This is a genomic window from Phenylobacterium sp., from assembly GCF_030679875.1.
Lineage (GTDB): Bacteria > Pseudomonadota > Alphaproteobacteria > Caulobacterales > Caulobacteraceae > Phenylobacterium.
The window spans coordinates 94,338-115,363 of record NZ_JAUXSP010000019.1 but is presented as its reverse complement, the minus strand read 5'-3'; the positions used below and the strand labels follow the sequence as shown (position 1 = coordinate 115,363).

Below are 21,026 nucleotides of genomic sequence, written 5' to 3'. Positions count from 1 at the left end.
GACGATCCGAATGCGCCAACATCAATCGGTCGGCACGCTAGGGACTGCAGCGCCCCCCGGACTCGCTGAGGATCAGCGCCCTAGGCGGCCTCCCGCTGGCCCGCCTTACCCCGCCAGCCAGATCTGCACCGCGGTGTAGGTTAGCGCCACGACAAAGCAGAGCTGCACAATGCGGAAGCTGACCCGCTTCCCAAGTTGCTCGAACCTCGCATCGAGATCAGCGCTGGTGGCGGGTTGTCTCGGGGCGTCATTGGCGCTGTCCATCATCTTTTCCTGGGTTGCAGCGACGGTCGGTTGGGCACGGCGGATGATAGCGCGGATCATGCCCGGGTGAACCCCGCCTGCCCGCGCCGCACAACCGCAGCATAGACGAAATGATGCGGCGTCTTGGGCTTGAATGGCGGCAGCCGCTCTCGGTCGACGCAGATGAACTGTAACTCTGAGAGATCGAGGTCGCGCTAGCGCGGCGGGCTGGTGGGACCGATCAAGACCCACACAGGCTGATGGGTGGTGGCCATGTGCAGCAGCTTGGCGGCGGACCCGCGACGGCGATAGGAGCCCACCTCGAAGGCCACCCGGCGGCGGCCATCGGCGCTCTCCCAGACCAGATCGACACGCCCGGCGTCGCCACGACACCCGATCGGGACGTGGTGCTCCAATCTGGCCTCGTACCCCAGGCGGTCCCCTACCGCTTTCAGCCGCCGCTGAACGATATTGTGGTGGGCGACCCGCCCGGCGCCATCGGGGATGGAGGTACAAAGCTGCTCCTCGATCAGGGCCGCGGCCTCAGCCGACAACTGACCCCCGCCAGGGGATTCCGAGACATGTGAGTGCGACATGCGATCTCTCCTTCAAACGCTTCGTCGCTCCCCTCCTCCCTTCCTTCTCCCTTTCTCGAGGATGAGCGCCGGCCCAAGGTCGCGGTTTCAATTGATGCAATCACCCGGTCGTCCGGGGCAAAGGCAGTTAACAGTTTGGCGACCGGCTCGCCGGTCGTAGCGGCCTTTCGCGGCCTGACTGGCGTCTCAGCGCGCAAGGCCTCTGCCATCGCCGGTTTGCAGGACCGCTGGAATACCGTTGGTAATACCAATTTCGGGCATCTCACGCTTTAAGTTCAAAGACTTAGCAGCGCGCTGTAGTCGCTCTGGTACTACCACTTCACGACTGGGCACGCCGCGTTTCCATTAAATTACAGAGACTTACCCACCCTGTGAGGGTGCGTATGGTCTATCGCCAGATTAAGGGTCGGAAAATCACCAAACCTCGAGACAACAGCAGCCGAAAAGGGGGTCAGAAACGTCAAAAAAGGGGGTCTCCAACCAGCGCAGCCGGAGGCGGTGGCGCATGGACCGCGCAGAGGGCCAAACGTGAGACGAATAGGAAGGAAGTAGGAAGGAAGTAGGAAGCAAGTGAGAAGCAAGTGAGAAGCAAGTGAGAAGGAAGTGAGAAGGAAGTGAGAAGATCGAGCTCACGTGAGCCAAAATCGGACAGAATGTGAGACGATCGTGGGACGACCGTAAGACTATTGAAATTCGCCGGCTCAGCCCCCGCCCCGTTAACGAAATCACCTGCCGTTCGGCCCCTCGGAATGAAGCCGCGGAGGGACGGTCTCGGAGCTGCAGGCTGGTCGGCTAGGCCAGCTTGGTAATCTCAGTCGCCCGGCCGCCGGTGAGTGGCGCGCGTGGTCTACGCCGGAGGCCGGACGCTCGCCCATTGACGCGACCACCGAGCAAAGCTCCACTGCACCGATGAAGGCGGTCTTCGATACCAAGCCGAATTCCGGCTACGACGATGAGGCCGTGCGCCGCTGTCACTTTCCTACGCAGCGCAACTATGTAGACGCCGCCCAGGCGGCCGTCGGCGACTGGATCATCTACCGCGAACCTCAGCGCAATCGTGGCCGCCGCGCCGAAGAACTCGCCGAGCGCCTAGTGCGCCAGCTTCCGAGTACGCGGATGTTCAAGTCGGATCCGGCCGCTTCAGAATACGGCCTCGACGCACTGTTCTATGCCCGCACGCCTACGGCCTGGGTGGCCCAATGGATGGAGCATGCGCTCATTCGCGCTGCGCTCTCGCAATTGGGTGGTTCCCGAAATCCCGACCTGAAGGTCGACGGCGGTGCGTGAGGTTCCGCTAATCCCGCGCGACCGCTAGTCGCAGCCCGGTTTGATGCTCGAATCGTCCGGGCAGGCCGACAAAGCTGGGCAGTAGAGGTTCCTCAAATCCCGGGTCGAGGAAGGAACCAGGAACAAGAGCGGAACGGAAGGGGGCCAGCGAAGCTACACAATGGCTGCTTTCTCTGCTGGCGGCGGCGAGCACGGGATTGTGGGAACCAAAATCGCGCGTGAGTCGGGATTACAGGAACCCTTTTAGGGGGTTGGCACGGGCTTATAGGAACTAGCCTCGGGAAATGGGGAACTTCAGCCGCACCATAGAAGGCCGATCTCGGCGATTTCGGGACTACAGGAACTGGGGGCGCGGGAGTGTGGGAACCCCACGGTCGGGTTTCACGGAACTCGCGTTCGGGATGATGGGAACTGGATTTGGTCAAGAACGCTGCTTTTCCAGTAGGTTGTGAGCCCGGCAACTACCCTTAACAGAGAATATAACCCTGTAACTTAGCGGCCCGAGGGCGGGTCCCCCCAACGCGTCGAGGGCGAGCGGGGCCCAAGTATGTGACCGCGACGCCTGGGCCAAAGACGGCCCTCACCCGGTCTACGAAGTCCGTAGCGTCAGGGTTGGCGGGCCGGTTGGCCCGGGCGAGTGTCTCGCGATCTGCGGAAATGGGGGGTGCTGTGATGGCAGGGTCCGAGGGATTGTCATCCACGGGCCATAGTCCCGGTCCGGTTCCGAGCAGCACCCTCTTGCTCTCGTTGACGCTGCTGTGAGGACAGAGCCAGGTCCTCGCCTGGGACTGAACGACGCTCACGCAATTGGAGCAGGCGCAACAGGATGACGGCGGATGGCCCATCAACTGGACTCCGCCGGGGTCGGCTGCCGTTGCCGAGTGGAGGGGCCTGGTAACAGTGCGTGCGGTGCGGACGCTGCGAGCTTACGGCCGACCGTGAACCAGCTGACGCGGGAGGGCCCCGGCTGCCCCATTTCAGGTCTGCGCCAAGAGCGGACGTTGGCACCGCGCCCCAAGTCGGACATGCTCCTGACTGCGGAAGGCGCATGCCTGACGCTTTCCGCTGGCGACACGAGAAAGAGACATGGCTGAGAACGAAGGCCTTGCTGGCATAGGGCTTCGCGAAGACGATTTTTCGTTTGAGTCTTTGTTGGCCTTCCAACGTCGAATGGAGGCCGATCCTGATGGCGTCACCGACGACGAGATTCGGGAGGAATATGGGAGCGACATCTCCCCTGCCGAACTTCGGGAGCTTTTCCGCCGAAGCACGTTCGGGCGTGCTTCCAAAAGGCCTCGCGCCAGTGCTCGAGCCAAGCTCCGGCGAAGGCTCCTTTGGCTCAGCAGATCTCTGCAGGAGGTGGAGAGTGCCGTCGACGCGGTACGTAAATCGCCCGGCCGCATAAACAAGCCAAAAGAGTTGGAAGACCTTCTCGCCGCGATTGGGGACTTTCGTAGGGCGGCCAACCTACCCGTGCCGGGCGAGCCAACTGAACTCGATCCCGATCTATTCGAGCGACTGTTCGGCATTGCGGCAGACGACGAAGGGCCAGGCTGAACGCCCATGTCCGGTAGCGCCGCATCGCGCCATCAACAGACCTTGGGCCCGGATCAGAAACCGGACCTTCGCGCGCCCCCGTTTGGGAAATCCGGCGCCGAAAATTCTAGCTCAGAACGATCCAGCTTTCGCGAACCGGGTCAGTAAAATTTCAACGCGGAGTTGACTGACCGTGGTTAAAAATCACCACACAGGAGCCGGTGATTTTATTGATTTAATTCTGTCGCTAACTTTCTGAGCGCTAGGCAGCGTCGAAAATCTCTAGATAGAAAATTAGACCGCCCCACAATATATACAGTTGTTAGGTTGGGTTAAAACTATGGCTATCGTAAATGTATCCGGGATTAACTTCGTTAACGTACTGAGTACGATCAAATATTTCGAGGTCGAAGAATATTCCAGCTCATTTGCAAAGCTGACGAATTTCACCCACGAAATCCGTGTGTGGGGAACATTTGGTATTAATAGCAACAATTCTTTGACAAACGGCATTGTCAATAGAATTGAAGTTTTTACAAGTGGGCAATTTGTCGGTTCAATTGAGGATATATCTACTAATTTAGCCGATGTAGCCTACGATATACAAATGGGATTTTATCCGTTCCTTGACGGTGATGACTTTGTATATGGTTCGGATTTATCAGATCGCATTTATTCGGGGTTGGGAAGCGATGTTATTTTTGCAGGCGGAGGAAACGACACAATTTCGACATCTGTAAACACAAGCCAGATGTTGGAAAACGATACCGTCTTTGGTGGGAGTGGGGACGATGTCATCAGGGTCGGTCGATCGGGTTATGTTCGGGGGGAAGATGGCAACGACTCCATTGAAGGTAGCGACGAATTTGATGACCTTCACGGTAACGCTGGAGATGATAGTCTGAATGGCGGCAAAGGCGATGACTGGGTTGTTGGTGGAAAAGGCAATGACCTTCTGATTGGAGGCGAAGGGCGGGATATCGTCTATGGAAACCTCGGGAATGATACTTGCTATGGCGGCGCCAAGACGAGTTTAGGGGGTGGTGACCTTATCCGAGGGGGCAAGGGAAACGATGTGCTCTACGGTGGCCCCGGCGATGATTGGATTTCAGGTGATAGGGACGCTGATACGCTCAGCGGGGGGGCAGGCAGCGATATCTTCCATACCTTCGGCGATGCCGGCATCGATATGGTGTTGGACTTCAGTCGAGCGCAGGGGGACAGAGTGCAGCTCGAGAAAGGCACAGCTTACACAGTTGCGCAGGTCGGCGCTGACGTTGCGATCAACATGGTTGGCGGGGCTCAGATGGTCCTCGTCGGCGTCGATATTGGCAGCCTGACAGGTGACTGGATTTTCGCTGTCTAGAGGTTTGAACAGAGAAGATTACACTGGCCGCTAGCCTAGGCTCTGTTGACGAGGTGTCTAACCCATAGTCGAGCCGAGGGGACGTGTGTGAAGCCGTGATAGTTGTCGCGGCCCCGTCATATCGGGTGGCCAGTCTGCGGCTGTGCTTGAGCGTGGAGAAGCACCGCTCGACGAGATTCCTCCGTGCATAGAGTTGGCCGCTGATCGGCCCGCAGATCCCGCGTGTTCGCTTGGGCGGGTTGACGGGCTCGATCCCTCGGGCTTCGAGGTCGCCCAAGATGGCGTCGGTGTCATAGCCCTTGTCGCCCATGAGCACCTTTGGCTGAGGCCCTGACTAGACCACAGCGAGCCGTAGCCCTTGATGTCGGAGACCTCGCCGCCGGTCGGTATGGCGACTGACAGCTATGTGGAGGGGGTCAGAAACAAGGCCTACTGGCGGCTGACCCAGGCCGATTGGCGCGCGCATCGGCGCCATCTCGACCGTTAGGACTGCGAGGTCTGGAGCGATCGGGCGGGTCGTCGACGACAACGTGGCGCCGGTTGCTGACTACGTCGTCACGCCGGTGGGCCTGTTACGCCCTTGATGTACGGATCATCGCTCTAAAGGCGCCGCCGTAGGCCGCTTCGTTCCAGACGGCTTCGAACTCTTTGTAGGTTGCCGACGACACGCCGGGGTCTGGCAAGTCTGGGTCCACAAACGTAAGACGCTGACGCTCACGGTCGAAGCCCGAGACAACCAAAGTGTGGCCGATGCCGCCGACGCTGATGTCGACCAAGGGCGGCCGCCCTTGGTCGACATCAGCTTCGATCAAGCTGACGCCGTTACGGAAACCGCCTTGAGTCTGCGGGAATGTGACTTCTTCCCACTCGTACCCCAGCGTTCTAAGGCCTGAGATCAAGGCCGCGAAGGGTGTGATCGAATAGTCGGCGAACGGTTGACCTGGATTGTAGTCACGCCCAGATGCCAGGGCTTTCAACTTCCGCGGCGACTGCGGATCACCATAGTGGGCTAGCACCATCGCGGCCGCCGTTGGGACGCAAAGCAGAGTCTCCTGGCGAAGGTGTGGGATCACCAATGAAGCGCGGCTCGCCGACGGCGCACTCGGCCCGCACGCAGGAACTAGTAGGACAATCGGGACGCCCAGCAGAGTTCGACGAGACAGCGACGTCATGGCGTTCACCTCCGGACCAACGGCGCCAGCAGGCTATCCGGACATTGCTCACGACTGGTTATCCCGGGCGCGAGCGGGCTAGCCCGCGCCTCACAGGGTGCAATACTTCAGGATCGCGCCAGTTGCGGTCATTGGCTGACGGCCGGATTCGAGACATTCCTCAGCCGGACGAGGGTCCGGTTGCCGGCCCATTGGTTGCGGCTGAACCCGACCCCGTTGCGGACATTGCATAGTCCGCGATCGGGCGGTTACTCCATGCGTTCCAAAGCCCTGTAGGGTTCCTCATCTGTGTCTAGTTCAAGCGTGAGTGGCAGACGTTCGCCGTCGCTGGTGAAAATCGGCGTGCCCCAGCATGGCTTGAGCGTTTCCTCGGCCTGCCTCCACCACGCGGTGATCGGCCCCTCGTAGTCGGACCGCACAGCGTAGCCGCTGTCGGCCTCATTAGAGCCCAGGTAGACACGCGCGCCATGGAACGGCGGAATCGACGCTGAAGTCTTTGGCTGAGGAATGGCGGCGATACTCTCGACGACCATTGCGAGGGCTGGGCATTGCCTCCCGTCTATCCAGTGACGTTCGATTTGAACGGTCGGCCCCGTGATGCCCGCCGTCGTCCGTTTGCGGCGCTCGGCCATCCAGAACGGACCTCCGGATGACGCGACCTTCCGCAGCGCGACACTCTCGTACAGCCCCGTATAGTGACCGGCCACGACGCGTACGCGATACATGTCCGTGAATATTGGTGCGGCGTCGGCACCGCTTGAGACCCCCAGCGCAAGGAGGGCGATGGCGGAAATGACTATCCTCATTGGCAATCGACCTAGCAACCCAGGCTGCAGCGCCCTCGCCAGTCTGCCCGACACGAAGTCAGCTTCCCACCCTTCCCGGCGGTTCATGACGTCCGCAATGCGGCCGCCCGCTCGGCGATGAGGGCGATGGCAAAGATGCGCCAGGAGCGGGCATAAACCCCGAGCCAGACTGCGGACATTCATCTGCCAGGTCAGGCGCGCCACTCTTCATTTAGCCGGGCAAACAGGCCAGTGTCGCGCCCCCCATCCCTAACCTTGCGGTCTTGGAGCATCATTCCCTCCTGGCGCATTCCGAGTTTCTCCAGAAGTCTGGCCGAGGCGGCATTGCGCGTATCGCAGGTCGCCCAGACCCGATGGAGCTCAAGCGTCTCAAACGCAGCTGCAAGAACCGCTGACGCTGCCTCGTAGCCGTAACCGACGCCCCACCAGGAACTTCCGAAGACGTAACCTAGGTCGGCCCCATCTTGCCCATCCAGCCCCAGCCTAACCGATCCGATGACCCGTCCATCCTCAAGCAGTTGGACGGCGAGATTGACGGTACCCCTCCGCCGTCGGCCGCCTTGCTGAGGGGTAGCCTGGACGTGATGCTGCGCTCGTAAGGAGACCTTATGAGCGCTCATAGCTGTGCAGCATGGCCCATATGACGTTGATGACGGGGCCCGAGCGCCGTCGTCGTTGGAGCGCAGACGAGCAGCGCGAGATCCTGATGGCGGCTTTCTCGCCCGGCGCCGTGGTGTCAGACGTGGCGCGGCAGTACGAGGTCGCCACGAGCCTGATCTACAAGTGGCGACGCGAAGTGTTGGCCGCCCGCGATGAGGGCGGCTTCGTCCCGGCGGTTGTCGTCGATGGCGGCGCGGACGTTGGGCCGGCTGCGAGCCTGGGGCCCGCCATCGTCGTTGATCTGCCGCGTGGCGCCCGGGTGACGATCAGCGCCGACACGCCCGCGGCCTTGGTCACCGCCACGCTCCGGGCGCTTCGATGATCCCAGTTCCATCGGGCGTCAGGGTCTGGATCGCCACTGGCCACACAGACATGCGCAAGGGCATGCAGGGCCTGGCCCTGCTGGTCCAGGAGCACTTGAAGCGCGATCCCCATGCCGGCGATCTATTCGTGTTCCGAGGCCGCGGCGGCAGCCTGGTCAAGATCATCTGGCATGACGGCCTGGGCATGTCGCTCTACGCCAAGCGCCTGGACCGCGGGCGGTTTGTGTGGCCCGCCACGGAGGGCGGTGCGGTCGCCCTGACGTCGGCCCAGCTGGGCTACATGCTGGAGGGGATCGACTGGCGTAACCCCCAGCACACCTGGCGTCCGACCAGCGCCGGATAGGGGCTCATTTTTCTTTTCTGGGCCTGCATTTAGGGGCGCCACAAGCGCGCAAAAGTATGATTCCATCAGGGTTATGGACGTCACGGCCCTGCCCATTCCGGACGATGTCGAAGCGCTCAAGGCAGCGCTGAAGATCGCGCTCGCCAAGGCCGGCGAGGCCCAGGATAAGGCGACGAGCGCCGAGCAGAAGCACTTCGATGTCGCTGCCGAGCTGGCCGTGGCCAAGGCCATGGCGTCAGAGGACAAAGCCCTCATCACCCATCAGGCGCTCAAGATCGCCAAGCTGGAGCGCCAGGTCTACGGGTCACGCAAGGAGCGTGGCGCCCAGCTCCAGGACCAGATGGAGCTTGAGCTCGAGGAGCGCGAGGCCAGCGCCACCGAAGATGAGATCGCCGCCGAGATCGCCGTAGCCAAGACCACGACCGTGGCAGGCTTCGTGCGCAAACGCCCCCAGCCTCGCACCACCTTTCCCGATCATCTGCCCAGGGAGCGCGTCGTGCTCGCCCCGCCGACGGCGTGCGATTGCTGCGGCAGCGGCCGGCTCCGCAAGCTCGGCGAGGACGTGACCCGCACCCTGGAGTCCATCCCCCGCCAGTGGAAGGTGATCGAGACGGTGCGCGAGAAGTTCACCTGCCGAGACTGCGAGAAGATCAGCCAGGCGCCGGCGCCCTTCCACGTCATTCCCCGGGGATGGGCCGGCCCCAGCCTGCTGGCGATGATCCTCTATGAGAAGTTCGGCGCCCACCAGCCGCTCAACCGCCTCTGTGAGCGCTACGCCCTGGAGGGCGTTCCGATCGCCTTGTCCACCATGGCCGACGCCGTGGGCGCCGGCTGCTTCGCGCTCAGCCCGATCTTGAGCGCGCTGGAGCGCCACGTCTTTTCAGCCGAGCGGCTCCATGGCGATGACACGACCGTGCCCGTTCTCGCCGCCGGCAAGACCGATATCGCCCGATGTTGGGGCTATGTCGCCGACGACAAGCCGTTCGGCGGCACAGACCCACCCGCCGCGATGTTTTACTATTCGCGCGATCGCAGCGGCGTGCACCCGCAGGCCCATCTTGCCCAGTGGTCTGGGGTTTTCCAGGCTGACGCCTTCAGTGGCTACGACAAGCTCTATGCGCCAGATCGCACCCCCGGACAGATCCTGCAGGCCGCCTGCTGGGCCCACGCGCGCCGGCCGTTCTTCATCTTCGCCGATCTCCAAGAGGCCGCCCGTCGCAAGGCTGCAGGCAAGAAGCCCGTCGTGGTCTCGCCCGTCGCCCTTGAGGTGGTCCGCAGGATCGACGCTCTCTTCGACATCGAGCGCGACATCAATGGCCAGCCCCCCGAGACGCGCCACGCCGTCCGGCAGGAGCTGAGCAAGCCGATCGCCCTGGCGCTGCACGCCTATCTCGAGGAGAAGCAATTCAGCTTCTCCCGCACCCACGACCTCTACAAGGCGATCAGATATCTACTGAAGCGCTGGCCCGCCTTCACCCTGTTTCTCGATGACGGCAGGGTCTGCCTCAGCAACAACGCCGCCGAGCGCGCCCTGCGCGGCATCGCGCTCGGCCGTAAGTCCTGGCTGTTCTGCGGTTCAGATCGGGGCGGTCAGCGGGCCGCAGCCATGTACAGTCTGATCGTCACGGCCAAGATGAACGACGTCGATCCCCACGCCTGGCTCGCCGATGTGCTCGCCCGCATCGCCACCCATCCAGCTCACCGGATCGAGGAGCTCCTGCCCTGGAACTGGAAGGCTTTGCGCCAAGAGGCGCTCACCGCCGCCGCGGCCTGAGCAGACCAGCCAGATCTGCTTCGCGATCCTTCACCGGCTGCGGCCCACGCCGGATGGGTACATTTTCGCTGGGTGCAGGTTCGGATAACCGGAGCAATCCTGCGGCTTCTAAGCGAGCTAGGGCCACGGGGTTATAGCGCTTACGCCGCTACCGTTATGTCCAAAAAATGGGTCCTAAAGCCTGAGGAACTAACGACAGGCCGGGTGCTCAGCATCCTAAGGGAGTTCGAGGAAAACTTTCGTCGGCAAGAGGCTCAAGGTTTGAAGGGCCATTTGATTGCCAAGCTGGATGGCGAGTTCGACGTCGATAACGAGCTTTTCGTTCTCCATTTCCACTGCATATGCACCGGGGAAATGGCTAGCTTTCTAAGGGGCAGGGTGGCCAAAAAACCCGCCTATCGAGGTGACGATTATATTGTCCGGCCGGTATTCGTTAGCGCACTGGGTAACCCAGCTTATCAGGTCAGCTACATAAGCAAATCGCATTGGGTAAAAGGCACCAATAATGGGCTTAGGGGTGCGGATAGGGTTCGCCATAGTGGTGGCCGTGTCCCCGAGCCATTTGCTACACATTACTTATCGGTGTTGAATGCCATACCATTTTCTAAGCTATACGTTTTAATAAATGTGGCTGTTAGGGGTGGCGTTATCGTAGATAATATGCCCATAGAAATGCGTATGAACTAATGGATACAATTGCTATTATATTGGATTGTTGTGTCCTTGCTGCCCTCTTATAGGGGTTTATATATATCTACCCATACAATGCTGCTGCTGCTTGTATTTTATATTCAAGCCTGTGTGGCGTCGGACTGAGGGCTGCAAGGATCGCTATTGTTAGCTTCTAAGTGTAGCTTGCTAGCGCAGTAAGCGGCCCAGATTTCCATAAGCTCAATGCGTTTATCTAACATGTCACCACGCCTGTAAGCAGCCTCAACAGCGTTGCTAACGACGTGTGCTAAAGCCATCTCGGCCACATCGCGAGGCGTGCTGGTTTGTTCAGCCGCCCAGTCGCGAAAGGTTGAACGGAAGCCGTGAGCGGTTAAATCCGTCCGCTTCATTCGCTCCAATAGCTTTAGCATCGACATATTGGACAACGGCTTCCCGGGCTTAGCGCCAGGAAAAATATAGCTCTCGCTTTCTGTCGCGCCTTCCTCTGGTTTAAGCAGCGAAAGGACGGCAATAGCTCGGTCGCTAAGCGGCACGCGGTGCTCCCGGCCGGATTTCATACGTTCGGCCGGGACTATCCAGAGCTTGTTAGCAGCGTCGATCTCGCGCCACTTAGCGCCTAACACTTCACCGGTTCTAGCTGCGGTTAAAACGGTAAACTCCAGCGCCTTAGCGGCTAAGCCCGGTTGCTGACGTAAGGCTAAGAAAAATGTTGGCATATCACCATATGGTAGCGCTGGATGGTGCTTAACCTTAGCGACTTTAGAGCGCGCGGGCAGTTGGTGCGCCAGATGTCCTTTCCAGCGGGCGGGATTGTCCCCGCTTCTAAGCTCCCTCGCCGCCGCCCAACCTAAAACACACTCGATACGGCCTCTAACGCGGCTCGCTGTTTCGTTCTTAGCGCTCCAAAGACGCTGCCGGTTATCAGTGGGTCCCACCTCCTGCTCTAAAACCTGCATCACGAGAGCCGTATCTATGGCTGCTACGGGCAAATCACCGATGATTGGATAAGCGTAAGCTTTAAGGGTGCTATCCCATTGAGCCGCATGTTTATTGTTGCGCCAGCCATCGCGTTGAGACGCGATATAAGCTTGCGCACACTGCTTGAACGTCAGAGCCTTAGCCGCAGATAAGCGTTTAGCCAGCTTAGCGGCTTTGCGTGTTTCTATCGGGTCAATGCCATCTGCCTTTAGCTTCCGAGCCTCCAACGCGCGAGCGCGCGCCTCCTTGAGGTCGATTTCCGGAAAGGGGCCGAGGCCCATCGTACGGGCCTTTCCATCCAGCATGTAGCGGAGCACCCACGACGCGGCGCTTGGTGGCGCGACTCGCAGATACAAACCTGCGCCGTCGCAATACATGCCTGGCTTCCTAGCCAGGCGGGGGACTTCAATAGGCTTTAGCCTCGCTGACGCGCGCGTCATCGCTAACCCTTCCTACAAAGGTTTATACAAATTGATTGGTGATTTCGGCGGTCGTCGGCGAATGCCAACGAACATTGGCCCAGCAAGAAACTGCCACGCCGCTTTGTAATATATAGGAAAAATCGGATTTTGTCGAACGCGTGCGCTCATGGGCGAACGCCTGGGGCGGCGGACGGGGTGGGATTCGAACCCACGGTGGGCTTTCACCCACGGCGGTTTTCAAGACCGCTGCCTTAAACCACTCGGCCACCCGTCCGGAGGGGCGGGCTATAGCAGGGGCCGGCCGCATGTTCCAAGGCCCCAGCTAGGCTTAACCTCGTCTCAAGGCTCAATGTTCACACTCGGGTAAGGACGCGCAGAGGAGCCGGCCATGCTCGAGAAGCCGCGGGGGCGAACCGCAACGATCCGATCCCTGGTGGGCCTGAGTCTCGCCGCCCTGGTGATCACCGCCTGCGCGGCGCCCAAGCCCAAGCTCGCCAGCCGCGTTCCCCAGGCTCAGTCCCAGGTCGGCAAGGCGCCCAGCGGCGCGGGCGGCGTCTACAAGGTCGGCAAACCCTACCAGGTGGCCGGCGTCTGGTACGTGCCCAAGGAGGATCCCGGCTACAACCGGGTCGGCACCGCCTCCTGGTATGGCGCGCAGTTTCACGCCAAGACGACGGCCAATGGTGAGATCTTCGACATGGACGCCATGACGGCGGCCCACACCACCTTGCCTCTGCCCAGCCTGGTGGAGGTCACCAACCTTGAGAACGGCCGCAAGGTGGTGGTCCGGGTCAATGACCGTGGGCCCTTTGTGGGCGATCGAATCATCGACATGTCACGGGCCGCCGCGCGGGAGCTCGATTTTCAATCCAAGGGCCTGGCCAAGGTGCGCGTACGCTATGTGGGGCCAGCCCCCCTCGGCGGCCGGGGTGATCCAGGGGTGCGCCGGGCTCAGGCGCCGACGGGCCTACCCGCAGCGCCGGTCCCCTATGCCGCCCTGTCCCGATCCGCGCCGCCCCCCCCGATCGCCACGCCACAATCTGCGCCGCCGCCGGCGCCAGAGGCCGTCGTCCAGGCCCCGACGGTGAGCTACCGGGTGCAGGCCGGGGCTTTTGGCGACCGTATCAACGCCGAGCGGGCGGCCAGTCAGCTGGCCCATGCCGGCGCGGCCACCATTGAGCCCACCGGTGCGGGGCTCTTCCGGGTCGTCCTGGAGGTCGGGGCCGACGAGGGCCGGGCCTGGGCGGTCCGCGATCAGGTGGCGAGCGCCGGTTTTGCTGACGCCAGGGTCATCCACCCCTACTGAGTCGCCGTGGCTGGACTTACGCGGCGAAACGGCCAATTTGAAGGGCGTGAACCAGGGTCGTTTCATTACATTTGAAGGCGGGGAGGGGGGCGGAAAGTCCACCCAGCTGCGTCTGTTGGCGCAGCGTCTCTCAGGTCCTGGCCGGGACGTCGTATCGACCCGTGAGCCGGGGGGCTCGCCCGGCGCAGAGGCCATCCGCGATCTGCTGGTCAGGGGTCAGGCTGATCGCTGGTCAGCCTTGACCGAGACCTTGCTCATGTACGCCGCCCGCCGGGACCATGTGGAGCGGGTGATCGGACCAGCCCTTGAGCGGGGCGCCTGGGTTCTCTGCGACCGGTTCGCCGATTCTACTCGCGCCTATCAGGGGGCGGCCGGCGGGACAGATCCGGCCTTGATATCCGCTCTTGAAGACCATGTTCTTGCGGGCGTTCGCCCTGACCTCACCCTGGTCCTCGACCTGCCGCCTGAGACGGGTCTCGGCCGGGCTGCGGACCGGGCGGGGCTCGAAACCCGTTTTGAGTCCAAAGGCGAGGCCTTCCATGCCCGGCTGCGCGAGGCCTTCCTGGACATCGCCGCCGCCGAGCCTGAGCGATGCCGGGTGATCGATGCGAGCCGGTCCCTGGAGACGGTGAGCGCCGACATATGGTCGGCGGTTGAAGACCTGCTGAGCCGTGGCGATGGCTGAGACCGCGACGCCGCCCCATCCCAGGGACGTCTACGACCTGATCGGTCACGAGGGTCCGGAGGCCGCCTTTGAGGACGCCCGAGCCCGAGGCCGCCTGCATCACGCCTGGTTGCTGACGGGTCCGGAAGGCGTGGGCAAGGCCACCTTCGCCTACCGTGCGGCGCGCCGCCTGCTGGGCGCGCCCCCCGCCAAGGGGCATGGCCTGCTCGGCGTTGATCCTGACCATCCGGTGAGCCGCCAGGTGGCGGCCAGATCCCATCCCGACCTGCTGGTCATCGAGCGGATGGGCGAGGACGGGAAGCTCCGCAAATCCATCCCGGTGGACGAGGCCCGCAAGCTCTCGGACTTCTTCTCCAAGTCCCCTGCGGCCGCTCCCCACAGGGTGGCGATCATTGACCCCGCCGATGATCTGAACATCAACGCCGCCAATGCGGTGCTGAAGACCCTGGAGGAGCCCCCGCCCAGGGGCGTGATCTTCCTCGTGTCACATTCGCCAGGCCGGCTTCTGCCCACCATCCGGTCCCGTTGCCGCCGCCTGCTGTTCCGTCCCTTGGGGCTTGAGGCGACGGCGGCCTTCGTGCGCGACCATACGCGAGCCAATCCCGAGGAGGCCTTGCGGCTGGCCCGCATGTCAGGGGAAGCGCCCGGGCGGGCCCTGACCATGGCGGCCGGCGCGGCCCTGGCCCTCGACGACGCCGCCCGGGAGATCCTCGCCCGCCTCCCGGATCTGGATGAAGCCGCCGCCCTGGCGCTCACTGACCGGTTCCGGGGCGGCGAGGGGGCGGCCAATTTCTCCCTGTTCATGGAACGCCTGGGCGAGCGCGTTCACACCCTTGCGCGGGAGCGGGCGGCCGTGGGGCGGGGCGGCCTTGATCCCTGGGCGCAGGCATGGGAGAGGCTGACGGCCTTGCCGCGCGAGGTGGAGGGCCTGAACCTCGACCGCGCCGACGCCCTGTTCATGGCGCTTCGCGAGTTGCGGACCGCCGCCCGCGCCTGACCGATCGTCCCTGATCCATGCTCATCGACAGCCACGTCAATCTGCACGCCCCCCAGTTCAATGAAGACCGGGCTGAGGTGATCGCCCGCGCGCGCGCCGCCGGCATCGCCCTGATGGTCAATATCAGCGACAAGGTCTCTGGCTTCGCCGCCGTGCGGGCCGTGGCCGAGGCGCCCGACATCTGGTGCACCGTGGGCACCCATCCCCACGAGGCCAAGGAAGACCCTGACCTGTCGGCCCGGACCCTGATCGATCTCGCGGCCGATCCCAAGGTGGTCGGGATCGGCGAGACCGGCCTCGACTTTCACTATGATCTCAGCCCTCGGGACATCCAGGCCCGCGTTTTTCGCGCCCATGTGGCCGCAGCCCGGGAGACTGGCCTGCCCCTGGTGGTCCACACCCGTGAGGCGGACGAGGTGATGGGCCAGATCCTGGAGGAGGAATATGCCGCAGGCCCCTTCAGGATCCTGATGCACTGCTACACCAGCGGGGCTGACCTGGCTCGACGGGCGGCGGCGCTCGGCGCTTGGTTCTCGGTGTCGGGGATCGCCACCTTCAAAGCCGCCCAGGATGTGCGCGATGTAATTGCGGACATGCCGGCTGAGCGCATCATCGTCGAAACCGACTGCCCCTACCTGGCGCCTGTTCCCCAGCGCGGACGACGCAATGAGCCGGCCTATCTGCCACATATTGTGGCCAAGCTGGCTGAGATTCGCGGCTGGACCCTGGGGGAGGCCGAGGCCCGCACCGAGGCCGCCTTCTTCGATCTGTTCCATCGGATACCGCGTCCGTGAGCGGAGCTCTGGAGTTCACCATTCTGGGCAGCGGGTCGTCCGGCGGCGTGCCCCGGGCGGACGGGGACTGGGGCGCCTGCGACCCCACCGACCCTCGCAACCGACGCTCGCGCTGCTCTCTGCTGGTCAGGCGTAAGGCTGCTGAGGCTGACGTAGATGGCGCGGCCATGACCTCGATCCTCGTGGACACCTCGCCCGACTTGCGGCTGCAGACGGCCGCCGCTGGCGTTCGCCGCCTGGACGCTGTGCTGCTGACCCACGATCATGCCGACCAGGTGCACGGCATAGACGACGTGCGGGCCTTCTTCATCCGCCAGAGGGCGCGGATTCCGTGCCACATGGACGCGGCCACCTGGGCCACCTTGCAGCGCAGGTTCGGCTATATTTTCGAAGCCGAGGGCGGCTATCCCGCCATCTGCGAGCCTGTCGCGTTGCCGCCGCTAGGGGAGGGGTTCTCAGTATCAGGCCCGTCCGGCATCGTTCCCGTCACCACCTTTGACCAGGACCACGGCGGCGTTCGCTCCGTGGGCTACCGCTTTGGCGATGTGGCCTATTCCAGCGATCTCGTCGACCTTCCCGAGGCGTCGTTCGAGGCCCTTCGAGGTCTGGATGTCTGGATCGTGGACGCCCTTCGCTGGCGGCCCCATCCGACCCATGCCCATGTGGACCTGGCCCTCTCATGGATCGAGCGGGTCGCCCCGCGGCGGGCGATTTTGACCAACATGCATATCGACCTGGACTTCGCCGATCTCGCCACACGCCTGCCGGCTGGGGTGGAACCGGCCTATGACGGCCTTCGCTTTGAACATGATCTAGGGGCTATTTTTCAATGATGTCTGAGCCACTTAGACTCGGATTTCTCGCCTCAAGAAATGGTAGCTCCATGCGCGCTATCCTGGCGGCCATTGCGCAGGGCGAACTCCCCGCCGAGCCGCGCCTTGTGGTCAGCAACAACCGCAATGCGCCGGCGCTGGCCCATGCCGCCGCCGCCGGGGTGGCCACGGCCTGCATTCCCACCAAGGCTGATCCAGAAGCCTCGGATCGGGCGCTCGCTGACGCCATGGCCGACGCAGGGGTGAACCTGGTGATCCTGTCGGGATATCTGCGCCGCCTGGGTCCCATCTTCCTGGCGCGTTTCCGTGGACGGGTGCTGAACATTCATCCGGGCCCCCTGCCGGCCTTCGGCGGGGAGGGGATGTATGGGCGGCGCGTCCATGAGGCGGTCATCGCTCAGGGCCAAAGGCAAAGCGCCGCAGTCATCCATCTGGTCGATGGCGAGTATGACCATGGCCCAGAGGTCGCCCGTCTCGACCTGCCGCTGCAGCCGGGAGAGACGGCTGAGAGCCTGGAAGGCAGGATGACGGCGCTTGAGCCTTCTTTTTACCTGCAAACGCTTCAGGAAATCGCCCGCGGGGACCGCGTTCTGCCTCCGCCTTGAGGTCCGCAGACGACGTAAGCTTGCTCGTCACGGTGCGACGTTTTCGCCGAACATCATTCATTTGCCTTTAAGCGGCGGCGGGGCAGTGTGAGGCGTCCTAGGGGAGCGATTCATGACCGCAACGGCCGCCACGATTATGGAACGCGTTCGCATCAGCCCGGCGAAGGCGCTTGATCTGCTGGCCGGCGAAATCGCCATGGCGTGCCATGCGTCACAGCATCTCGACGACACCCTCGGCAAGATGCTGGAACTTATCGCGCCGGAAGAGCGGCTGAAGGTGATGCAGGATCTGCACGCCATCGACCTTCTGAACCAGCACCTGACGGCCCTGGCCAACTTCGCCCGAGACCTGGGCCTGCAGGCCAGCGAAGAAGCCGCTGTCGACCTGACGTCAGCCTTGAGCCACATCACGCTCGGCGATGTCGTCAAGCGGATCGAAGGCGCGGCCACCGGCGCAAGCTATGGCTCTGATCAGGACGACGGCGACCTCGATCTGTTCTGAGCCATCCGCCGTCCCATCGCCGAACCGCCCAACTCAGCCAGATTTTCCCGCGACCCGACAACCGGCCTGACCCCGATACAATATTTCCGATAATCTATCTTAGGCGATGTTGGTGTGCGACGCGTCGCCCCTGATTTCCAAAAAGCGCGACCTGGCCAACCGGCAGATGCCGACCGACATCAAGTCCCGGCCCTGGACCTGATCAAGGCGCGTTAGGCGGACTTCGGTCCGACCCTGGCCGTTGAGACGCTGCGCGAGGTCCGTGGTCCAAGCGGATGGTTCGGAGCATTGGTGGCTCGAGGCTCGCGAGCCGCAATGCCCCCTACTCGTCTTCATCAATGACGCCACTGGCCGTCTGAAGCACCTGCTGTTGGTGCAGAACGGTAGGCGTGAATTCGCCAAGGGGATTAAGGGCGCGGCGACCGTCTCTTGCGACAACAGTGTGGTATTCAGCAAGCGAGAGACTGGTGGCAATATGATCGAGGGGGGCGAGCCCCGTCGTCGACGATCACAAGGCGTTTGTAGGCGCGTCTAAACGACCGAATGAGTGTTGCCAATTACATAGATAGGCGATTGTGACCATTCACTGAGCTGATGATTGTCTCGATGAGCTCCAAGGGTGCAATGGGTTTGTGAACTAGTCCGTTAAAGCTGTGAGCATCATCAAGCCGGTCAATATCGGAGCCGGCCGTGAAGGCCACAACAGGAACGTTTTGGTTGGGCCCGTCTTCTGATCGCAGACGCATCAATACTTCGGGACCGCTCAGACGCGGCATACGCAAATCAAGCAGAATGACGTCCACGGGCTCTGTCCTGGCGGCCTGCAGACCTACAAATCCGTCCTCTGCGTCGGTTACGATGGCCCCTAACCCTTCCAGGATGATGCGCGCCAGTTCCCGATTGGATGGGTTATCATCGACGACCAGGACGCGCAGATCCTCAAGAGGCGCCGCCGAGGAAGACGTCGTTTCCGACCTAGCATCCGCGAGCTTGGTGATGGGGGCGGCGATGTGAAAAAAGAACGTCGTCCCTTTTCCAACGCTGCTGCGGACGCCGATGTCGCCGCCCATGGCCACACTAAGTCCTTTGCAAATCGCCAATCCCAAACCGGTCCCGCCGTGGCTACGGGTTGATGAACCGTCCACTTGCGAGAACCGTTGAAACAAGACTGATTGCTGTTCAGGCGTCATACCGGCGCCGGTATCTTCAATGTCGATGTTCAGGCGTTCGGCCGCCCTATCATACGTCGCGACAAGTTTGACGACGCCAGAGTCGGTGAACTTCACGGCGTTGCCAATGAGGTTGATCAGGATTTGACGGGTCTTGTCCGGGTCGATCGAAACCCCCTCGGGGAGGAGACCGGCCGCCACGAATTCAAGGCCAAGTCCCTTGGCCTGAGCCATCGGTGAAAACAGCAGCAGCGCGTCGCGCAACATTGCGGACAGGGCGACCGGCTGTGGCTTTATTTTTACGTGACCCGCCTCAAGCTTCGAGAAGTCCAGAATATCGTTGACGATCGACAGAAGGGCCTGACTGGCGCCGGCGACGCTGGAGATCTGCGTGCGCGCCGACACGTCGAGGTCTGCGCGTTCCTTGAGAAGATTCGTGAACCCCAGAATCGAGGTCAACGGCGTGCGGATTTCGTGGCTCATATTGGCGAGAAATTCGCTTTTCACCGCCGTGGCCGTCTCGGCGCGGTCGCGAGCCTCTTCCAACAGTTGATTGGTGTGCTCAAGGCGCAATCCCGCCTCTTTGAGCGCGGTCACGTCCGTCACCTGGACGAACATTCCCCTGACCCGCCCGGCATCATCGACATCCGGAATGTAGTTGGCGCTCGTGTGGCCAATGACGCCTGATGGCTTGGTCAGAGTACGTTCGAAATTTTGATGCTCGCCGCGCATCGCCGCGCGAATGAAAGGCTCGTTCTCAGCAAACAGGCGCTCGCCCATCAGGTCTTGCATGGTGATCCCGAGCATCTGTTCCGAGGAGCGCCCAAACCAATCGAGGTAGGCGGCGTTGGCGAAACGACACCGTAAGTCGTTGTCCCAATAGCCGATCATGCCAGGAACACTGTCCGTCACCGCTCGTACAAAGCGAGCGGCGTCGACCTGATCTGTGGCGTCCTGGAACACACCGATGAGGGACTGGATGGCGCCAGCTTCGTCCAGGATGCACTCAGCCTTGGTGGTGACGTTCCTCACTTCGCCGTTTGGCCGGCGCACCCGAGCTTCCAATTCATAGCCCTGCCCGGTCGTCAGCGCGCGATCGACGAGACCGGCGAGGATGTCGCGATCCTCGTCGTGATAAAGCGCCAAGAGACTTTCAAAGTCAGGTTCATTTGCACCCACCGGCAGGCCGTGGATTCGAAACACTTCGTCGGACCAAGAGATTTTGGCGTCAGCCACATCAAAGCGCCAACGACCCAACCCGGACATGCGCTCCGCCATTTGGAGAAGCGCATTCTTCTCATCGATCTTTCGGCGACTCCGTTGCAGTTCCAGTTGGTCAACCACAACCTTGGACAGGGTCTGCAGACGCTCCAGCTCGTTGGCCGTAGGTGTGGGACGGGGCTCGCGATCGATGATGCACAGCGTGCCAAGGTTGTGGCCGTCTGACCCTGTCAGAACGACCCCGGCATAGAAGCGTATATTCGGATCGCCCGTCACCAACGGGTTGGCGCTGAAACGTGGATCAACTGACGCATCTTCGACCACAAAGGTCGTCCCTGGCGATTGCTTGATAGCGTGCGCGCAGAAGGACCACTCCCTTGGTGTGGAAGTCGCGTCGAGCCCGTGATGGGACTTGAACCACTGCCGTTGCTCGTCGATCAGAGAGACCAGCGCAATGGGGCTATCAAACAATTCGGCGGCCAGGCTGGTTAGTCGATCGAAGGCCTCTTCGGGCAGCGTATCCAGCACGCCGTAGCTACGGAGCGACCGCAACCTCTCCCCTTCGACGCAGTCCGACATATTTCCCCCCAAGCTAGGCCGTTGCGAAATTATTCGGCAACCATGGAGATCGGGTTACTCTGCCGCTCCTTCCGCGACAGCCGCCGCCCCCGCCCAACGCTGGTGGGTGACATCTCTGTCTGGGCGAACAGCGTCCTCTCCAGTCGGCGTCGACATG

At 62.1% G+C, this 21,026-nt stretch carries 20 protein-coding genes and 1 tRNA gene; 13 read left to right on the top strand and 8 right to left on the bottom strand.

Annotated features, from left to right (window positions below; translation table 11 throughout):
* Positions 1-105: 105 nt before the first annotated feature.
* Positions 106-324 (bottom strand): hypothetical protein, encoded by a 219-nt coding sequence (locus Q8K84_RS11730; protein WP_305282797.1) that lies wholly within the window; start codon positions 322-324, stop codon positions 106-108.
* Between the two features lie 134 nt (positions 325-458).
* Positions 459-839 carry a hypothetical protein gene (locus Q8K84_RS11725; protein WP_305282796.1) on the bottom strand — a complete coding sequence of 127 codons (381 nt, stop codon included), beginning with the start codon at positions 837-839 and terminating at the stop codon, positions 459-461.
* A 909-nt stretch (positions 840-1,748) separates the two neighbouring features.
* Here Q8K84_RS11725 and Q8K84_RS11720 point away from each other — a divergent pair.
* From Q8K84_RS11720 to Q8K84_RS11710, 3 genes are all read left to right on the top strand, one after another.
* Positions 1,749-2,126: a hypothetical protein gene (locus Q8K84_RS11720; protein WP_305282795.1), complete on the top strand. Its 378-nt coding sequence runs from the start codon at positions 1,749-1,751 to the stop codon at positions 2,124-2,126.
* A 1,086-nt stretch (positions 2,127-3,212) separates the two neighbouring features.
* Complete coding sequence (locus Q8K84_RS11715; RefSeq protein WP_305282794.1) at positions 3,213-3,683, top strand: hypothetical protein; 471 nt, start codon at positions 3,213-3,215, stop codon at positions 3,681-3,683.
* A 319-nt stretch (positions 3,684-4,002) separates the two neighbouring features.
* On the top strand, positions 4,003-5,028 hold the full coding sequence (locus Q8K84_RS11710) for a calcium-binding protein (RefSeq protein ID WP_305282793.1): 1,026 nt from the start codon (positions 4,003-4,005) through the stop codon (positions 5,026-5,028).
* Positions 5,029-5,600: 572 nt separating this feature from the next.
* Here the strand turns inward: Q8K84_RS11710 and Q8K84_RS11705 are convergent.
* From Q8K84_RS11705 to Q8K84_RS17420, 3 genes are all read right to left on the bottom strand, one after another.
* Positions 5,601-6,200, bottom strand: a complete 600-nt coding sequence (locus Q8K84_RS11705) for a C39 family peptidase (RefSeq protein ID WP_305282792.1) — start codon at positions 6,198-6,200, stop codon at positions 5,601-5,603.
* Positions 6,201-6,448: 248 nt separating this feature from the next.
* Entirely contained in the window at positions 6,449-7,093 is a 645-nt protein-coding gene (locus Q8K84_RS11700; protein ID WP_305282791.1) for a hypothetical protein, read from the bottom strand.
* A 104-nt stretch (positions 7,094-7,197) separates the two neighbouring features.
* Positions 7,198-7,626: a GNAT family N-acetyltransferase gene (locus Q8K84_RS17420; protein ID WP_370867867.1), complete on the bottom strand. Its 429-nt coding sequence runs from the start codon at positions 7,624-7,626 to the stop codon at positions 7,198-7,200.
* 20 nt (positions 7,627-7,646) lie between these two features.
* On the opposite strand from Q8K84_RS17420, the gene Q8K84_RS11695 reads away from it, so the two are divergent.
* From Q8K84_RS11695 to Q8K84_RS11685, 3 genes are all read left to right on the top strand, one after another.
* Positions 7,647-7,988, top strand: a complete 342-nt coding sequence (locus Q8K84_RS11695; protein ID WP_305282790.1) for a transposase — start codon at positions 7,647-7,649, stop codon at positions 7,986-7,988.
* Positions 7,985-8,332, top strand: coding sequence for an IS66 family insertion sequence element accessory protein TnpB (tnpB, locus tag Q8K84_RS11690; RefSeq protein ID WP_305282789.1), 348 nt, complete (start codon positions 7,985-7,987; stop codon positions 8,330-8,332). The genes Q8K84_RS11695 and tnpB overlap by 4 nt, the downstream gene beginning before the upstream one ends.
* Positions 8,333-8,405: 73 nt before the next feature.
* Positions 8,406-10,106, top strand: a complete 1,701-nt coding sequence (locus Q8K84_RS11685; RefSeq protein ID WP_305282788.1) for an IS66 family transposase — start codon at positions 8,406-8,408, stop codon at positions 10,104-10,106.
* 791 nt (positions 10,107-10,897) lie between these two features.
* Here the strand turns inward: Q8K84_RS11685 and Q8K84_RS11680 are convergent.
* A complete protein-coding gene (locus Q8K84_RS11680) occupies positions 10,898-12,196 on the bottom strand; it encodes a tyrosine-type recombinase/integrase (RefSeq protein ID WP_370867866.1) in 1,299 nt (432 codons plus the stop codon).
* Between the two features lie 169 nt (positions 12,197-12,365).
* A tRNA-Ser gene (locus Q8K84_RS11675) sits at positions 12,366-12,452 on the bottom strand.
* A gap of 114 nt (positions 12,453-12,566) precedes the next feature.
* Here Q8K84_RS11675 and Q8K84_RS11670 point away from each other — a divergent pair.
* From Q8K84_RS11670 to Q8K84_RS11640, 7 genes are all read left to right on the top strand, one after another.
* Positions 12,567-13,484 (top strand): septal ring lytic transglycosylase RlpA family protein, encoded by a 918-nt coding sequence (locus tag Q8K84_RS11670; RefSeq protein WP_305282786.1) that lies wholly within the window; start codon positions 12,567-12,569, stop codon positions 13,482-13,484.
* 46 nt (positions 13,485-13,530) lie between these two features.
* Positions 13,531-14,169, top strand: coding sequence for a dTMP kinase (gene tmk, locus Q8K84_RS11665; protein ID WP_305282785.1), 639 nt, complete (start codon positions 13,531-13,533; stop codon positions 14,167-14,169).
* Complete coding sequence (locus tag Q8K84_RS11660) at positions 14,162-15,166, top strand: DNA polymerase III subunit delta' (RefSeq protein ID WP_305282784.1); 1,005 nt, start codon at positions 14,162-14,164, stop codon at positions 15,164-15,166. The genes tmk and Q8K84_RS11660 overlap by 8 nt, the downstream gene beginning before the upstream one ends.
* 17 nt (positions 15,167-15,183) lie before the next feature.
* Positions 15,184-15,960 (top strand): TatD family hydrolase, encoded by a 777-nt coding sequence (locus Q8K84_RS11655; RefSeq protein WP_305282783.1) that lies wholly within the window; start codon positions 15,184-15,186, stop codon positions 15,958-15,960.
* A complete protein-coding gene (locus Q8K84_RS11650; protein ID WP_305282782.1) occupies positions 15,957-16,793 on the top strand; it encodes an MBL fold metallo-hydrolase in 837 nt (278 codons plus the stop codon). Before Q8K84_RS11655 ends, Q8K84_RS11650 begins: the two co-directional genes overlap by 4 nt.
* Positions 16,790-17,398 (top strand): formyltransferase family protein, encoded by a 609-nt coding sequence (locus Q8K84_RS11645; RefSeq protein ID WP_305282781.1) that lies wholly within the window; start codon positions 16,790-16,792, stop codon positions 17,396-17,398. The genes Q8K84_RS11650 and Q8K84_RS11645 overlap by 4 nt, the downstream gene beginning before the upstream one ends.
* A 112-nt stretch (positions 17,399-17,510) precedes the next feature.
* Positions 17,511-17,900: a hypothetical protein gene (locus Q8K84_RS11640; protein ID WP_305282780.1), complete on the top strand. Its 390-nt coding sequence runs from the start codon at positions 17,511-17,513 to the stop codon at positions 17,898-17,900.
* Between the two features lie 557 nt (positions 17,901-18,457).
* Here Q8K84_RS11640 and Q8K84_RS11635 read toward each other — a convergent pair.
* Positions 18,458-20,818 (bottom strand): ATP-binding protein, encoded by a 2,361-nt coding sequence (locus Q8K84_RS11635; RefSeq protein WP_305282779.1) that lies wholly within the window; start codon positions 20,816-20,818, stop codon positions 18,458-18,460.
* Positions 20,819-21,026 lie beyond the last annotated feature (208 nt).

Excerpts from the sequence above, each read along its gene's own strand:
- Q8K84_RS11730 (WP_305282797.1), bottom strand. The coding sequence starts at position 324 with ATGATCCGCGCTATCATCCGCCGTGCCCAACCGACCGTCGCTGCAACC.
- Q8K84_RS11725 (WP_305282796.1), bottom strand. The coding sequence starts at position 839 with ATGTCGCACTCACATGTCTCGGAATCCCCTGGCGGGGGTCAGTTGTCG.
- Q8K84_RS11720 (WP_305282795.1), top strand. The coding sequence starts at position 1,749 with ATGAAGGCGGTCTTCGATACCAAGCCGAATTCCGGCTACGACGATGAG.
- Q8K84_RS11715 (WP_305282794.1), top strand. The coding sequence starts at position 3,213 with ATGGCTGAGAACGAAGGCCTTGCTGGCATAGGGCTTCGCGAAGACGAT.
- Q8K84_RS11710 (WP_305282793.1), top strand. The coding sequence starts at position 4,003 with ATGGCTATCGTAAATGTATCCGGGATTAACTTCGTTAACGTACTGAGT.
- Q8K84_RS11705 (WP_305282792.1), bottom strand. The coding sequence starts at position 6,200 with ATGACGTCGCTGTCTCGTCGAACTCTGCTGGGCGTCCCGATTGTCCTA.
- Q8K84_RS11700 (WP_305282791.1), bottom strand. The coding sequence starts at position 7,093 with ATGAACCGCCGGGAAGGGTGGGAAGCTGACTTCGTGTCGGGCAGACTG.
- Q8K84_RS17420 (WP_370867867.1), bottom strand. The coding sequence starts at position 7,626 with ATGAGCGCTCATAAGGTCTCCTTACGAGCGCAGCATCACGTCCAGGCT.
- Q8K84_RS11695 (WP_305282790.1), top strand. The coding sequence starts at position 7,647 with ATGACGTTGATGACGGGGCCCGAGCGCCGTCGTCGTTGGAGCGCAGAC.
- tnpB (WP_305282789.1), top strand. The coding sequence starts at position 7,985 with ATGATCCCAGTTCCATCGGGCGTCAGGGTCTGGATCGCCACTGGCCAC.
- Q8K84_RS11685 (WP_305282788.1), top strand. The coding sequence starts at position 8,406 with ATGGACGTCACGGCCCTGCCCATTCCGGACGATGTCGAAGCGCTCAAG.
- Q8K84_RS11680 (WP_370867866.1), bottom strand. The coding sequence starts at position 12,196 with ATGACGCGCGCGTCAGCGAGGCTAAAGCCTATTGAAGTCCCCCGCCTG.
- Q8K84_RS11670 (WP_305282786.1), top strand. The coding sequence starts at position 12,567 with ATGCTCGAGAAGCCGCGGGGGCGAACCGCAACGATCCGATCCCTGGTG.
- Q8K84_RS11660 (WP_305282784.1), top strand. The coding sequence starts at position 14,162 with ATGGCTGAGACCGCGACGCCGCCCCATCCCAGGGACGTCTACGACCTG.
- Q8K84_RS11655 (WP_305282783.1), top strand. The coding sequence starts at position 15,184 with ATGCTCATCGACAGCCACGTCAATCTGCACGCCCCCCAGTTCAATGAA.
- Q8K84_RS11645 (WP_305282781.1), top strand. The coding sequence starts at position 16,790 with ATGATGTCTGAGCCACTTAGACTCGGATTTCTCGCCTCAAGAAATGGT.
- Q8K84_RS11640 (WP_305282780.1), top strand. The coding sequence starts at position 17,511 with ATGACCGCAACGGCCGCCACGATTATGGAACGCGTTCGCATCAGCCCG.